Below are 12,949 nucleotides of genomic sequence, written 5' to 3'. Positions count from 1 at the left end.
AGGCGATGGCGCAAAATGCGCCGTGCGAGGGAGCAATCGTTGCCCCGTGGCGGTCACACAGCCAGCACGTAGCAGCCCGTTGCTCCTTGTTTTCTGGACAGGAATCCTCCATGCGCTTTTTCAACATCCTGGCAGGCAGTTGCCTGGCCCTGGTCACGCTGGCCGCCCAGGCCGAAAACGTTTCTGGCCTTTATCAGGTGCGCGAACCGGTCGCGGGGCAGGGCGCCGAAGCCCGTACTGCAGCCACCGTGAAGGCATTCGATACCCTGGTGCTGCGCCTGACCGGCGACCCCAAGGCGGTACAAAACCCAGCGCTGGGCGAACTGCGCAAGGACCCACAACAGATCATCAACCAGGTCGGCACCGAGGCCGGCCCGCCGGAGTCGGTACTGGTCGAGTTCGACCCGGGCAGCACCGAACGGGCGTTGCGCAAGGCCGGGCTGGCGCTGTGGGGGAGCAACCGGCCGTCCATTCTGGGTTGGTGGCTCAACGACAGTGTCGAAGGCAGCAATCTGGTCGGTGATGGCCAGGCCAGTGCCCAGCCCCTGCGCCTCGCTGCCCAGCACCGTGGCCTGCCGCTGCGCTTGCCGTTGGCCGACCTGCAGGAGCAACTGGTGGCCAACGCCAAGCAGCTCGAAGGCAACGACCCTGGGCCACTGCGCGAAGCGGCCGAGCGCTACGGCGCCGATGCGCTGCTGGCGGTGCATGCACAGGACGCCGACGGCAAATGGCAAGGCAAATGGCAGTTGTGGCAAGGCGACCAGCGCGAGCAAGGGACTGCTGAAGGTGCCGACCAGGCCGCCCTGGCCGACGCGGTGATGCTGGCGGTGAGCAACCGCATGGCGCCGCGCTACGTGACCCGGCCGGGCGCCAGCAGCCAGTTGCAGGTGCAGGTGCAGGGCATGAACCTGCAGCGCTATGCCGAGCTCAGTCGCGTGCTCGAGCCGTTCGGGCCGCGCCTGCAGATGGCCGAGGGCAACACGCTGACCTATGGCGTGACCGCCAACCGCGATCAGTTGCGCGCCCAGCTTGGCCTGGCCAAGTTGCAGGAGTTGCCGGACGAACCGGCACCAGTCGCGCCAGCGGCCCCTGCGCCAGGGCCATCGCAGGAGCAACCTGCAACCGCCCAACCTGCAGCCAAGCCGTTCGACGGTCTGCGTTTTCGCTGGTAAGGAGTGGTAACCATGATCGATACCCGTCGCTGGATCTGGCTGGGGGCAGCCCTTCTGCTGGCTGTACTGCTGTATAGCCTGCACAACATTCTCACACCGTTCCTGGTCGGCATTCTCCTGGCCTACCTGGCTGACCCGTTGGTCGACCGCCTCGAGCGCCTGGGGTTGTCGCGTACCTGGGGTGTGGTGGTGGTTTTCGCCCTGTTCACCTTGATCTTGCTCGCCTTGCTGCTGGTACTGGTCCCCATGCTGGCCAAGCAGTTGGTGCGCCTGTACGAACTGGCGCCGCAGATGCTCGACTGGCTGCAGCATGTGGCGCTGCCGTGGGTGCAGCACCGTCTGGGCCTGGCCGATGGCTTCTGGAAGTTCGACAAGATCAAGGCCGCCATTGGCGAACACATGGGTCAGACCACAGACATCGTCGGCGTGGTGCTGTCCCAGGCCACAGCCTCGAGCCTGGCGCTGATCGCCTGGCTGGCCAACTTTGTGCTTATTCCGGTGGTGGGTTTCTACCTGCTGCGTGACTGGGACGTGATGATGGCCAAGCTACGCAGCTTGCTGCCGCGTCAACGTGAGCCGCAGGTGGTAGAGCTGGCGGGCGAGTGCCATGAAGTGCTGGGGGCATTCGTGCGTGGCCAGTTGCTGGTGATGCTGGCGCTCGGTGTCATTTATTCTGCTGGCTTGATGCTGGTAGGGCTGGAGCTGGGGCTGCTGATTGGCATGCTTGCAGGCTTGGCCGCCATCGTGCCGTACATGGGCTTTATCATCGGCATTGGTGCGGCCTTGGTGGCGGGGCTGTTCCAGTTTGGCGGTGACCTGTACCCCATGCTCGGCATCGTGGCGGTGTTCATGGTCGGCCAGGCGCTGGAAGGCATGGTGCTGACGCCGCTGCTGGTGGGTGACCGTATCGGCCTGCACCCGGTGGCCGTGATTTTTGCCATCCTCGCCGGCGGCGAGCTGTTCGGTTTCACCGGTGTGCTCCTGGCCTTGCCTGTGGCTGCGGTGATCATGGTGCTGCTGCGGCATGTGCATGATTTGTACAAGGAATCCGACATGTATGCAGGGGACGTCGACCCTGAGTTGTAAGCCTTGGCCGCTGCGTCTCCCTTGCGACGGCACCACGGCGCGAGGGTGGCGAGGCAGCGCCTTATACGGCGCAACTCGTTGATTTTGCTTGTGCTCTGCGCCTGTGCGATTGTGCCTCCGGCGTTGCAGGTATAGACTTTGCGCACCGTTCACCAAAGGCCCCCTGTGGTCTCCCGACCGCCCGCGAGCATGAAACCACCGATCCAGTTGCCCCTGGGTGTGCGCCTGCGCGATGACGCCACCTTCATCAACTACTATCCGGGCGCCAATGCTGCGGCATTGGGTTACGTCGAGCGGCTATGCGAAGCCGACGCCGGCTGGACCGAGAGCCTCATCTACCTGTGGGGCAAGCAGGGTGTCGGTCGCAGCCACCTGCTGCAAGCTGCCACGCACCGTTTCCAGCAGCGCGGCGAGCCTGCCGTCTACCTGCCGCTGGCCCAGTTGCTCGACCGCGGCGTGGAACTGCTCGACTACCTGGCCCAGTACGAGCTGGTGTGCATCGACGATCTGCATGTCATCGCTGGCAAGGCTGATTGGGAGGAGGCCATGTTCCACCTGTTCAACCGCCTGCGTGACAGTGGCCGGCGACTGCTGCTGGCGGCTTCGGCCTCGCCCCGTGAACTGCCGATCAAGCTGCCCGACCTCAAGTCCCGCCTGACCCTGGCGTTGGTGTTTCAGATGCGCGGGCTGTCCGACGAAGACAAACTGCGCGCCCTGCAACTGCGCGCCTCGCGCCGCGGGCTGCACCTGACAGACGAAGTCGGGCATTTCATCCTCACCCGTGGCACGCGCAGCATGAGCGCGCTGTTCGACCTGCTCGAGCGCCTCGATCAGGCTTCGTTGCAGGCGCAACGCAAGCTGACCATCCCATTCCTGAAGGAAACGCTCGGCTGGTAAGCCCGTAAATACGGGGCTTTGAGCGGTAAAACAAAAAAGTCACATCTTTTTCGATAAAATTTGCAAATGGTCCCGATAGAAGGCATAGTTTCCCCCTTCTAAAGGATTACAGACACGGTCGTGCCCATGCTAAAGCGCTTCGCACCCCTCGTGCCACTCGCACTCGTGACCCTGCTGTTTGGCTGCGCGGCTCAAAGCCCGGTTTCCCAGACTCAGGAGCACACCCCGGTCGCCACCCAGTCGGTGACCAAGGCCAAAGCCTCGGCTTCGTCGGTATTCGGCGAACAGGAAGAGCTGGCCACTGAAGATGACCTGGAGGCATTCTCCAGCAGCAAGCCCTACCAGCTGCCTGTGCTGGCGGACAGTATCCTCGAGCGCGGCATGTCGTTGATCGGCACCCGCTACCGCTTCGGTGGTACCTCGGAAGCGTCCGGCTTCGACTGCAGTGGTTTCATCGGTTATCTGTTCCGCGAGGAGGCGGGCATGAACCTGCCGCGTTCGACCCGCGAGATGATCAACGTCGATGCGCCCAAGGTTGCCCGCAACAAGCTCAAGCCAGGCGACTTGCTGTTCTTCAGCACCAATGGCCGTGGCCGGGTCAGCCACGCCGGTATCTACCTGGGTGACAACCAGTTCATCCACTCCAGCAGCCGCCGCAGCGGTGGCGTACGCATCGACAACCTCGGTGATCGCTACTGGAGCAAGACCTTCATCGAAGCCAAGCGTGCCTTGGCGATGGCGCCGACTACCAATATCGCGCGCAACTGATGGCCAAATGATGTACCCTGCCGCGGCGGCGATGCTTGAAAAAAAGCTCGCCGCCGTGCGCATTTACAGAAAGCGTCTAATCTAAATTCTCAACTCTTTTCGGCTGCGGTCGTGCGGTCTTAGACAGGAAGTTCTGGCCATGACGATGATGGCGCGCTTCGTATTTCTTTCCCTGGTGGCATCACTTGCTGCCTGCTCCAGCCGTGCTCCTGCACCGGCGCCCGTGGTGCAGCCTCAGGTTACCTATAGCCAACCGAGTGTTTCCCCGGTTGCCGACGACGTGCTTATTCGCGCCATCGGGCTGGTGGGTACGCCGTACCGATGGGGTGGCAATACCCCCGACTCTGGTTTTGATTGCAGCGGCTTGATTGGCTATGTCTACCGCGATGCTGCAGGTATCAGCCTGCCGCGCTCGACCCGCGAAATGATCGTGATGCGGGCGCCGACGGTGAACATCAACGCGCTGCAGTCCGGCGACTTGGTGTTCTTTGCCACCAGTGGCGGCTCGCAGGTCAGCCACGCCGGGATCTACGTAGGTGAAGGGCGCTTCGTGCATGCGCCCTCCACAGGGGGTACGGTGCGCCTGGATTACCTGTCCAACAGCTACTGGTCCAAGGCCTACCTGCAGGCCAAAAGGGTTATCCCCCAGGGGCACCTGGCGCAGAACCCCTGAGCATCAGGCGCTACGGCGCCTTGCTCACCCGCCACACGACGTTGCCGACGTCATCGGCCACCAGGAGGCCGCCGCGTGGGTCAGTGGCTACCCCAACCGGCCTGCCCATTGCCTTGCCATTACTGTCCAGAAAGCCGGTGAGCAGATCGAGTGGTTTGCCGACTGGTTTCCCTGTGCTGTCAAACGGCACGAAAATGACCTTGTAGCCGCTGTGTGGCTTTCGGTTCCACGAGCCGTGCTGGCCCACGAATGCACCGCGGTCGAAGGGCGCTGGCAACGTCTGCGGCTGGGCGAATGCCAAGCCCAATGAGGCGGTATGCGGGCCTACCGCATAGTCCGGGACCAATGCCTGTGCGACCTTTTGCGGATCTTGCGGCTGTACGCGCTTATCGACGTGTGGGCCGTAGTAGCTGTACGGCCAGCCATAGAAACCGCCCTCTTTGACCGAGGTGATGTAATCAGGCACCAGGTCACTGCCAATCTCGTCCCGCTCGTTGACTGCCGTCCACAGCCGGCCGGTGCGTGGCTCCCAGGCCAACCCATTGGGGTTGCGCAGGCCTGATGCATAGAGCCGATGTGCGCCAGTGGCGGCATCGACGTCCCAGATCGCTGCACGGCCCTGTTCCTGGTCGAGGCCGTTTTCCCCTACGTTACTGTTGGAACCCACCGTCACATACAGGTGCTTGCCATCGGCACTGGCAATCACATTTTTGGTCCAGTGATGGTTCAGGGGGCCCCCAGGCAACGCGACGACCTGCGTTCCGTGCTCGCGAAGCTGGGTGGCGCCTGGCGGATAGTGAAAGCGCAGCAGCTTGTCGGTGTCGGCAACATAGAAGTCATTGCCGACCAAGGCCATGCCGAACGGTGAGTTGAGTCCGTCGAGGAACGTGGTGCGTATTTCAGCAACGCCATCATGGTCGGCGTCACGCAGCAAGGTAATGCGGTTGGCGCTGGGCACGCCTGCTCCGGCCCGCTGCATTGCCTTGCCCATGATCCACCCACGTATGCCCTTGCCGTCATCGGGTTTGGGTGGGGCGTTGGTTTCAGCCACCAGAACGTCACCGTTCGGCAGCACGTAGAGCCAGCGCGGATGGTCGAGCTTGTCGGCAAAGGCCACCACCTGCAGGCCGGTGGCGGCTTTCGGCTTGGCACCGCCCGGCCAGCCGACGGCGGGGGCGATATTGACCGTTGGGAGCAAGGTCTTGTGGGGGGCGGGCAGTTGTGGCGAGGTGCCGCTGCCGTCATCCACACTCAGCAAGGCAGTGTCGCCACACCCTGTCAGACAGGCGCCGAACAGCCACGGTAAGACGATGCCGATGCGTTTCATGTTCGCCGCCCTCAAACGTTACGCTTTAATGATCAGAGCGTGGTTTGACGGCGGTGGTTCAGGCCTGCTTGAGCAGCAGTGCTACCCCGGGGAAATAGTGTCCCAATTCGTTGTGCAGCTTGCGGTACGCGTAGGGGAAGTACCAGGCAATGGCGCAGGCGGAGTGCTTCTGTAAATCATCGACCCAGTCCTGCAGTTCTTCTGGGCTGGCATGCTGGCCAGCCTTCCATGGGCTGACGAACAGCGCGCCGGCTTTCAGCTGGCTGGAGTAGGCCACCTGGCGGGCCTGAGCGGCGGTTTCTTGCAGGGCGGTGGCCGCGTCCAGTCGGGCAAGCTTTGGCCAGCGCTGGCCGATGCTCAGGTAAAGTGCCTCGTCGGCGCTGACGATTGCCAGGTCGCAACGCCCTTCGCGCTCGCCCTCGTCCCGTTGTTTCTTGCTTGGAAACTGCTGCAGCGCCGCCAGTTCGGCCTGCCACGCTGCCGCTGCGAGCACGCCAGCGTTGGCGGCGGCGCCATGCCAGTAAGCGGCGTCGGCATCACCGGCGTACTGGTTGAAGCGGTCGATGCAATCGACCCAGCGCTCCAGTACCGGTCTGAGGAACTCCAGGCGCGGGTTGTTGATGAGTTGGCCTTGCATGCTGCGCTCTCCTTTATCGTTATGATCGCGTTCAGCGCTACGGTGATAGCCATGTGATATCACTTGCTGTCAGTGTGGCACAAGCTGACGGATCGGCCATTGATACGGGCTAATTCGGCCCTGTTCGATTGACGCTCCCGGTGCAACCCTCTAACCTTCGCGGCGTGTTTCAGGTGCCCTGCCAGCCCCGTCTGGGCAGGGTGAAACTGGGAAGCCGGTGGGCGCCACAAGGTGCGATCCCGGCGCTGCCCCCGCAACGGTAGGTGAGTCGAAGGCCGCGCAGGGCCACTGGGTGCACGCACCCGGGAAGGCGCGCAGGCTTGGGCCAAAGGCCCGCTCACGAGCCCGGAGACCGGCCTGTCACTGCCAACGGCATCACGGAGGGTGATGCGCGGTGCACCGTGGCATCCCGGCCACGGCCCCTGCGCGTTCCCCGTCTGCCTGTCTATCGACCTGTCGCCGCTTCTTCGCGTGGCGTCAGCCTGCGGAGAACCTTCATGAGCGAACCCACCGAACGCGACGAACGCCACCTGGCGCGCATGCAGCGCAAGAAGGCGATCATCGACGAGCGTATCGCCAATTCCCCTAACGAATGCGGGCTGCTGCTGGTCCTGACCGGCAACGGCAAAGGCAAAAGCAGTTCGGCGTTCGGCATGCTGGCCCGCGCCTTGGGCCACGGCATGCAGTGCGGCGTGGTGCAGTTCATCAAGGGGCGCAACAGTACCGGCGAAGAGCTGTTCTTCCGCCGCTTCCCCGAACAGGTGCGTTACCACGTGATGGGCGAGGGCTTCACCTGGGAAACCCAGGACCGCCAGCGTGACATCGCCGCCGCCGAAGCGGCCTGGGTGGTTTCGCGGCAGTTGCTGCAAGACCCAAGCGTACAGTTCGTGGTGCTCGATGAGTTGAACATTGCGCTGAAGCACGGCTACCTCGACCTCGATCAGGTACTTTCGGATATCCAGGCGCGTCCGCCCATGCAGCATGTCATCGTCACGGGGCGTGCGGCCAAGGCCGAAATGATCGAACTGGCGGATACCGTCACCGAGATGGGCATGCTCAAGCATGCCTTTCAGGCGGGCATCCGCGCGCAGAAGGGCGTCGAACTGTGAGCCACGCGCGACATTGTCCGGCCGTACTGATTGCCGCGCCGGCTTCCGGCCAGGGCAAGACCACCGTTACCGCGGCCCTGGCACGTCTGCACCGCAACCTGGGGCGCAAGGTACGGGTGTTCAAGTGCGGGCCGGACTTTCTCGACCCAATGATCCTGGAGCGGGCGAGTGGGGCGCCGGTTTATCAACTCGACCTGTGGATGATTGGCGCGCAGGAAAGCCGTCGCCTGTTGTGGGAAGCGGCGGGCGAGGCCGATCTGATCCTCATCGAGGGGGTGATGGGTTTGTTCGACGGCACGCCCTCGAGCGCCGACCTGGCCCGCCACTTCGGCGTGCCGGTGCTGGCGGTGATTGATGGCACCGCCATGGCCCAGACGTTCGGCGCGCTGGCCCTGGGGCTGGCGCGCTACCAGCCTGACCTGCCGTTCGCCGGTGTACTGGCCAACCGGGTGGGTAGCCTGCGCCATGCTCAACTGCTTGAGGGTAGCCTGACCGAAGGCTTGCGCTGGTATGGCGGGCTGTCGCGCGAGCGTGGGATCGAGCTGCCCAGCCGCCACCTGGGGCTGGTACAGGCCAGTGAGTTGAACGACCTGGATGCACGCCTGGATGCCGCCGCGCAGGCGCTGGGGGACAGTTGCGACGCAGCCTTGCCACCCCCTGTGGGCTTCGCCGAAGCCGAGCCGCAGCCGTGTGCCACGCCGCTGGCCGGGGTGCGCATTGGCGTGGCGAAGGATGAGGCGTTTGCCTTCACCTACGGCGCCAACCTTGACCTGCTGCGCAACCTGGGCGCGCAACTGGCATTCTTCTCACCGTTGCACGACCGTGAGCTGCCAGCAGTGGATAGCCTGTACCTGCCCGGCGGTTACCCTGAACTGCACCACCACGCACTGGCGGCCAATACGCCGATGTGCCAGGCGATCCGCGCCCACCACGGCGCAGGCAAACCTCTGCTGGCCGAATGTGGCGGCATGTTGTACCTGCTCGATGCCCTGACCGACGTTGCCGGTGAGCGTGCCGAGCTGCTCGGCCTGCTGCCGGGCGAAGCCGTTATGCAGAAGCGCCTGGCGGCCCTTGCACTGCAAGCGGTGGAGCTGCCGGAGGGCACCCTGCGCGGGCACACCTACCATCATTCGCTGACCAGCACCGCCCTCGAACCCATCGCCCGCGGCCTGAGCCCCAATGGTGGGCGTGGCAACGAAGCGGTGTACCGCCGGGGTCGCCTGACAGCCTCGTATGTGCATTTTTATTTCCCTTCCAACCCTGATGCGGCGGCGGCGTTGTTGCGACCATGAGCGAACATGCCTTCAGTGACGCCGAGCGCGCCGCCGTCTACCGAGCCATTGGTGAGCGCCGTGACATGCGCCACTTCGCCGGTGGTGCCGTTGCCCCTGACCTGCTGGGCCGCCTGCTCGGCGCAGCCCATCAGGCCCCCAGCGTTGGCCTGATGCAGCCCTGGCGTTTCATTCGCATTACCCAGAGCGACCTGCGCGGGCGCATTCAGGCATTGGTCGAGCAGGAGCGCGTACGCACGGCACACGCCCTGGGCGAGCGCAGCGATGCGTTCATGACGCTCAAGGTCGAAGGCATCAACGACTGTGCCGAACTGTTGGTGGCGGCGCTGATGGACAACCGCGAACCGCACATTTTTGGCCGCCGGACCCTGCCGGAAATGGACCTTGCCTCGCTGGCCTGCGCCATACAAAACCTCTGGCTGGCGGCCCGTGCCGAAGGGTTGGGTCTGGGCTGGGTGTCCCTGTTCGATCCGCAGGCGCTGGGCGAGCTGCTGGGTATGCCTGCGGGGGCCAAACCGGTGGCGATACTGTGCCTGGGGCCTGTGACTGCATTCTATCCAGCACCGATGCTGGTCATGGAACACTGGGCCGAGGAACGGCCATTGAGCGACCTGCTCTATGAAAACCACTGGGGAGAGCACCCATGAGCGTGGCGTTGCTGACCGTGGCCGGGGTGGCCTTGGATGCGTTGTTCGGTGAGCCGCAACGGCGCCATCCCTTGGTGGCCTTTGGCAACTTGGCGTCGAGCCTGGAGCGGCGCCTGAACGCGGGCGGGCGCGGCTGGCGCAGCCACGGCGTCAGCGCGTGGTTCCTGGCCGTGGTGCCCCTGACCTTGCTGGCGCTGATTCTGTCCTGGCTGCCCTACATTGGTTGGCTGGTGGACGTGCTGGCGCTGTATTGCGCCGTGGGTTTGCGCAGCCTGGGTGAACACGTGGTGCCGGTTGCCAGCGCCCTGCGCCAGGGCGACCTGGAGGAGGCGCGCCGCCGCGTCGGCTTTCTGGTCAGCCGTGAAACCCGCGAGCTGGATGAGCCTGCCGTGGCCAGGGCTGCGACTGAGTCGGTACTGGAGAACGGCAGCGATGCAGTGTTCGCCGCGTTATTCTGGTTCATCGTGGCGGGGGCGCCCGGCGTGGTGCTGTATCGCCTGAGCAATACGTTGGATGCCATGTGGGGCTACCGCAACGAACGCTTCGAGCGTTTCGGCTGGTGCGCGGCGCGCATCGACGATGTGCTCAACTATATTCCCGCCAGGCTGGTGGCGCTGACCTATGCGCTGCTGGGCAAGACTCGCCTGGCGCTGGCCTGCTGGCGCAAGCAGGGGCCCTTGTGGGACAGCCCCAACGCCGGGCCGGTGATGGCGGCAGGCGCTGGAGCGCTGGGGGTCGAGCTCGGCGGGCCGGCGGTATACCACGGTGAACTGCATGAGCGCCCTCGCCTGGGGGAGGGCCCCATGGCTGATGCCGATGCCATCGAGCGTGGCTGGAGCCTGGTGCAGCGCAGCGTGTGGCTGTGGCTGCTCGTGATCTGCCTGGGAGCGTACCTCAATGCTTGAACACGGAGGCCGTTTGCTGCGCGCTGTCCAACGGTACGGGATTGCCCGTGAAGCCTGGCTCGACCTGTCCAGCGGCATCGCGCCGTGGCCCTTCCCGATTCCACCGATCCCCGTGGACGCCTGGGCTCGCTTGCCAGAGGTGGAAGATGGCCTCGAAGACGCGGCGCGCCGCTATTACGGGGCCCGCCAACTGCTCCCGGTCGCCGGTTCCCAGGCGGCGATTCAGGCATTGCCGCTGTTGCGCCCGAGCAGCCGCGTAGGCGTGATGTCGCCTTGTTATGCCGAGCATCCACATGCCTGGCGGCGGGCAGGGCACACCCTGGTCGAGCTGGATGAAACCCAAATCGAAGCCTGCCTCGACGAGCTCGACGTGCTGGTGCTGGTCAACCCGAACAACCCCACCGGTTGCCGCATCTCTCGTGAACGCCTGCTCGCCTGGCATGCTCGCCTGGCTGCGCGTGGCGGCTGGCTGTTGGTGGACGAAGCATTCATGGACAACACCCCCGAGTACAGCGTGGTCGACTGCGCTGAGCGGCCGGGCCTGATCGTGCTGCGCTCGTTCGGCAAATTCTTTGGCCTGGCCGGTGTGCGCCTGGGTTGTGTTGTTGCTGAGCTGCCCTTGCTGCATCGGTTGGCCGATGCTCTTGGACCCTGGACAGTCAGTGGCCCCACCCGGGTGCTGGCTCAGCGCTGTTTCGCCGATCGGGCCGCACACCAGGCCCAGATAAGCCGATGCGCGCAGGCCAGCCAGCGGCTGGCCACGTTGTTGCAGCGCGCAGGCCTGGCCCCCAGCGGCGGTTGCGACCTGTTCCAGTACGTGCGCAGCGAGCACGCCGCGGCGTTGCATGAGTTTCTCGCCCGTCGCGGCATCCTGGTGCGCTTGTTCGAGCAGCCACTTGCCGTCCGCCTGGGCCTGCCCGCGTGCTCGGCGGATGAGCAGCGCCTGGCCCAGGCGCTGCTCGCTTATCAGAAGGAAATGGCATGACCACCCTCATGGTGCAAGGCACCACCTCCGATGCTGGCAAGAGCACGCTGGTCACTGCCCTGTGCCGCTGGCTGCTGCGCCAGGGCGTTGCCGTGGTGCCGTTCAAGCCGCAGAACATGGCACTCAACAGCGCCGTGACGGCCGACGGCGGTGAGATCGGCCGGGCCCAGGCGGTGCAGGCCCAGGCCTGTCGGCTGGCCCCGCACACCGACATGAACCCGGTACTGCTCAAGCCCAACAGCGACACCGGCGCTCAAGTGATCATCCATGGCCGGGCGGTCACCAGCATGAACGCGGTGGCCTATCACGACTACAAGGCTATCGCCATGCAGGCGGTGCTGGCCTCCCACCAGCGCCTCAGTGATGCCTACCCCGTGGTGATGGTAGAAGGCGCTGGCTCCCCGGCGGAGATCAACCTGCGCGCCGGCGACATCGCCAACATGGGATTTGCCGAGGCGGTCGACTGCCCGGTAATCCTGGTCGCCGACATCAACCGCGGTGGGGTTTTTGCCCACCTGGTCGGCACCCTTGAGTTGTTGTCGCCAAGTGAGCAGGCGCGGGTGAAAGGGTTTGTCATCAACCGTTTCCGTGGCGACATCGCGCTGCTGCAGCCGGGCTTGGACTGGCTGGAGCAGCGCACCGGCAAACCGGTTCTGGGTGTGTTGCCCTATGTCAGCGACCTGCACCTGGAGGCCGAGGACGGTATCGATATGCGTCAGGGCACCAAGGATGAGCGCGTGCTCAAGGTGATCGTCCCGGTGCTGCCGCGCATCAGCAACCACACCGATTTCGATCCGCTGCGCCTGCACCCACAGGTAGACCTGCAGTTCATCGGCCCTGGGCAACCGATTCCGGCCGCCGACCTGATCATCCTGCCCGGCTCCAAAAGCGTGCGTGGCGACCTGGCACAACTGCGCGAGCGCGGGTGGGACAAGGCCATCGCGCGGCACCTGCGCTATGGCGGCAAGCTGATCGGGATCTGCGGTGGCCTGCAGATGCTTGGCCTTGAGGTGCACGACCCGCTTGGTCTGGAAGGGCCTGCCGGATCAAGCCCGGGGCTTGGCCTGTTTGACTACGCCACCGTGCTCGAGGCAGAAAAGCAACTGCGCAACGTGGCCGGTACGTTGAGCCTTGAGCAATCGCCAGTGGCCGGTTATGAAATCCATGCCGGCGTCACCACAGGCCCTGCCTTGGCGCACCCTGCCGTGCAGTTGGCCGGTGGCCGTGCTGATGGGGCCATCAGTGCTGACGGGCAAGTGCTCGCCACGTACCTGCATGGCCTGTTCGAAGGCAGCCAGTCGTGCGCTGCGCTGTTACGCTGGGCGGGCCTTGAACAGGTGCAGACGGTCGATTACCAAGCCCTGCGTGAGCGGGACATAGAACGCCTCGCGGACCTGGTGGACAAGCACCTGGACACCGCGCACCTGCGGCAATTGTGTGGAGTCGCCTGA

The 12,949-nt window shown here is 64.6% G+C and carries 13 protein-coding genes and 1 riboswitch; of the genes, 11 read left to right on the top strand and 2 right to left on the bottom strand.

The annotated features are described in order from the left end of the window. Window positions 1-110 precede the first annotated feature (110 nt). The 5 genes from APH34_RS07550 to APH34_RS07530 all read left to right on the top strand — a co-directional run bounded on the left by APH34_RS07550 (window position 111) and on the right by APH34_RS07530 (window position 4,596). Window positions 111-1,172 carry a DUF2066 domain-containing protein gene (locus tag APH34_RS07550; RefSeq protein ID WP_054900558.1) on the top strand — a complete coding sequence of 354 codons (1,062 nt, stop codon included), beginning with the start codon at window positions 111-113 and terminating at the stop codon, window positions 1,170-1,172. A gap of 12 nt (window positions 1,173-1,184) precedes the next feature. Then, window positions 1,185-2,258, top strand: coding sequence for an AI-2E family transporter (locus tag APH34_RS07545; protein WP_054900557.1), 1,074 nt, complete (start codon window positions 1,185-1,187; stop codon window positions 2,256-2,258). 189 nt (window positions 2,259-2,447) lie between these two features. Beyond that, a complete protein-coding gene (hda, locus tag APH34_RS07540; protein WP_008092169.1) occupies window positions 2,448-3,155 on the top strand; it encodes a DnaA regulatory inactivator Hda in 708 nt (235 codons plus the stop codon). Between the two features lie 126 nt (window positions 3,156-3,281). Further along, complete coding sequence (locus APH34_RS07535) at window positions 3,282-3,923, top strand: C40 family peptidase (RefSeq protein ID WP_054900556.1); 642 nt, start codon at window positions 3,282-3,284, stop codon at window positions 3,921-3,923. A gap of 139 nt (window positions 3,924-4,062) precedes the next feature. Continuing rightward, complete coding sequence (locus APH34_RS07530; RefSeq protein ID WP_054900555.1) at window positions 4,063-4,596, top strand: C40 family peptidase; 534 nt, start codon at window positions 4,063-4,065, stop codon at window positions 4,594-4,596. A gap of 10 nt (window positions 4,597-4,606) precedes the next feature. On the opposite strand, the gene APH34_RS07525 is transcribed toward APH34_RS07530, so the two are convergent. Both APH34_RS07525 and APH34_RS07520 read right to left on the bottom strand, forming a co-directional pair. After that, complete coding sequence (locus APH34_RS07525) at window positions 4,607-5,923, bottom strand: sorbosone dehydrogenase family protein (RefSeq protein WP_054900554.1); 1,317 nt, start codon at window positions 5,921-5,923, stop codon at window positions 4,607-4,609. 58 nt (window positions 5,924-5,981) lie between these two features. After that, window positions 5,982-6,560, bottom strand: a complete 579-nt coding sequence (locus tag APH34_RS07520) for a hypothetical protein (protein ID WP_054900553.1) — start codon at window positions 6,558-6,560, stop codon at window positions 5,982-5,984. A gap of 154 nt (window positions 6,561-6,714) precedes the next feature. Then, a riboswitch (cobalamin riboswitch) is annotated at window positions 6,715-6,936 on the top strand. A 121-nt stretch (window positions 6,937-7,057) separates the two neighbouring features. Here APH34_RS07520 and cobO point away from each other — a divergent pair. Genes cobO through APH34_RS07490 form a run of 6 tightly spaced genes read left to right on the top strand, consistent with a single transcriptional unit; the run spans window position 7,058 to window position 12,949 of the window. Beyond that, the gene (gene cobO, locus APH34_RS07515) at window positions 7,058-7,669 is read left to right on the top strand and encodes a cob(I)yrinic acid a,c-diamide adenosyltransferase (RefSeq protein ID WP_054900552.1); all 612 of its coding nucleotides are present in this window, start codon (window positions 7,058-7,060) and stop codon (window positions 7,667-7,669) included. Further along, window positions 7,666-8,961 carry a cobyrinate a,c-diamide synthase gene (locus APH34_RS07510; protein ID WP_054900551.1) on the top strand — a complete coding sequence of 432 codons (1,296 nt, stop codon included), beginning with the start codon at window positions 7,666-7,668 and terminating at the stop codon, window positions 8,959-8,961. Before cobO ends, APH34_RS07510 begins: the two co-directional genes overlap by 4 nt. Further along, complete coding sequence (gene bluB / locus APH34_RS07505) at window positions 8,958-9,608, top strand: 5,6-dimethylbenzimidazole synthase (RefSeq protein WP_054900550.1); 651 nt, start codon at window positions 8,958-8,960, stop codon at window positions 9,606-9,608. The genes APH34_RS07510 and bluB overlap by 4 nt, the downstream gene beginning before the upstream one ends. Continuing rightward, window positions 9,605-10,513 (top strand): adenosylcobinamide-phosphate synthase CbiB, encoded by a 909-nt coding sequence (cbiB, locus tag APH34_RS07500; RefSeq protein ID WP_054900549.1) that lies wholly within the window; start codon window positions 9,605-9,607, stop codon window positions 10,511-10,513. Before bluB ends, cbiB begins: the two co-directional genes overlap by 4 nt. Further along, window positions 10,506-11,498, top strand: a complete 993-nt coding sequence (cobD, locus tag APH34_RS07495) for a threonine-phosphate decarboxylase CobD (protein WP_054900548.1) — start codon at window positions 10,506-10,508, stop codon at window positions 11,496-11,498. Before cbiB ends, cobD begins: the two co-directional genes overlap by 8 nt. Continuing rightward, window positions 11,495-12,949 (top strand): cobyric acid synthase, encoded by a 1,455-nt coding sequence (locus APH34_RS07490; RefSeq protein ID WP_054900547.1) that lies wholly within the window; start codon window positions 11,495-11,497, stop codon window positions 12,947-12,949. The genes cobD and APH34_RS07490 overlap by 4 nt, the downstream gene beginning before the upstream one ends.

Origin of the sequence: Pseudomonas sp. NBRC 111131 (assembly GCF_001320525.1) — a bacterium.
In the GTDB taxonomy this organism is placed as follows: domain Bacteria; phylum Pseudomonadota; class Gammaproteobacteria; order Pseudomonadales; family Pseudomonadaceae; genus Aquipseudomonas; species Aquipseudomonas ceruminis.
This window is presented reverse-complemented; position numbering and strand designations above follow the sequence as displayed.

What these genes read in the sequence shown, in the direction of transcription:
- cobD (WP_054900548.1), top strand. Translation starts at nt 10,506, where the DNA reads ATGCTTGAACACGGAGGCCGTTTGCTGCGCGCTGTCCAACGGTACGGG.
- cobO (WP_054900552.1), top strand. Translation starts at nt 7,058, where the DNA reads ATGAGCGAACCCACCGAACGCGACGAACGCCACCTGGCGCGCATGCAG.
- bluB (WP_054900550.1), top strand. Translation starts at nt 8,958, where the DNA reads ATGAGCGAACATGCCTTCAGTGACGCCGAGCGCGCCGCCGTCTACCGA.
- APH34_RS07490 (WP_054900547.1), top strand. Translation starts at nt 11,495, where the DNA reads ATGACCACCCTCATGGTGCAAGGCACCACCTCCGATGCTGGCAAGAGC.
- APH34_RS07545 (WP_054900557.1), top strand. Translation starts at nt 1,185, where the DNA reads ATGATCGATACCCGTCGCTGGATCTGGCTGGGGGCAGCCCTTCTGCTG.
- APH34_RS07530 (WP_054900555.1), top strand. Translation starts at nt 4,063, where the DNA reads ATGACGATGATGGCGCGCTTCGTATTTCTTTCCCTGGTGGCATCACTT.
- APH34_RS07520 (WP_054900553.1), bottom strand. Translation starts at nt 6,560, where the DNA reads ATGCAAGGCCAACTCATCAACAACCCGCGCCTGGAGTTCCTCAGACCG.
- APH34_RS07550 (WP_054900558.1), top strand. Translation starts at nt 111, where the DNA reads ATGCGCTTTTTCAACATCCTGGCAGGCAGTTGCCTGGCCCTGGTCACG.
- hda (WP_008092169.1), top strand. Translation starts at nt 2,448, where the DNA reads ATGAAACCACCGATCCAGTTGCCCCTGGGTGTGCGCCTGCGCGATGAC.
- APH34_RS07535 (WP_054900556.1), top strand. Translation starts at nt 3,282, where the DNA reads ATGCTAAAGCGCTTCGCACCCCTCGTGCCACTCGCACTCGTGACCCTG.
- APH34_RS07525 (WP_054900554.1), bottom strand. Translation starts at nt 5,923, where the DNA reads ATGAAACGCATCGGCATCGTCTTACCGTGGCTGTTCGGCGCCTGTCTG.
- cbiB (WP_054900549.1), top strand. Translation starts at nt 9,605, where the DNA reads ATGAGCGTGGCGTTGCTGACCGTGGCCGGGGTGGCCTTGGATGCGTTG.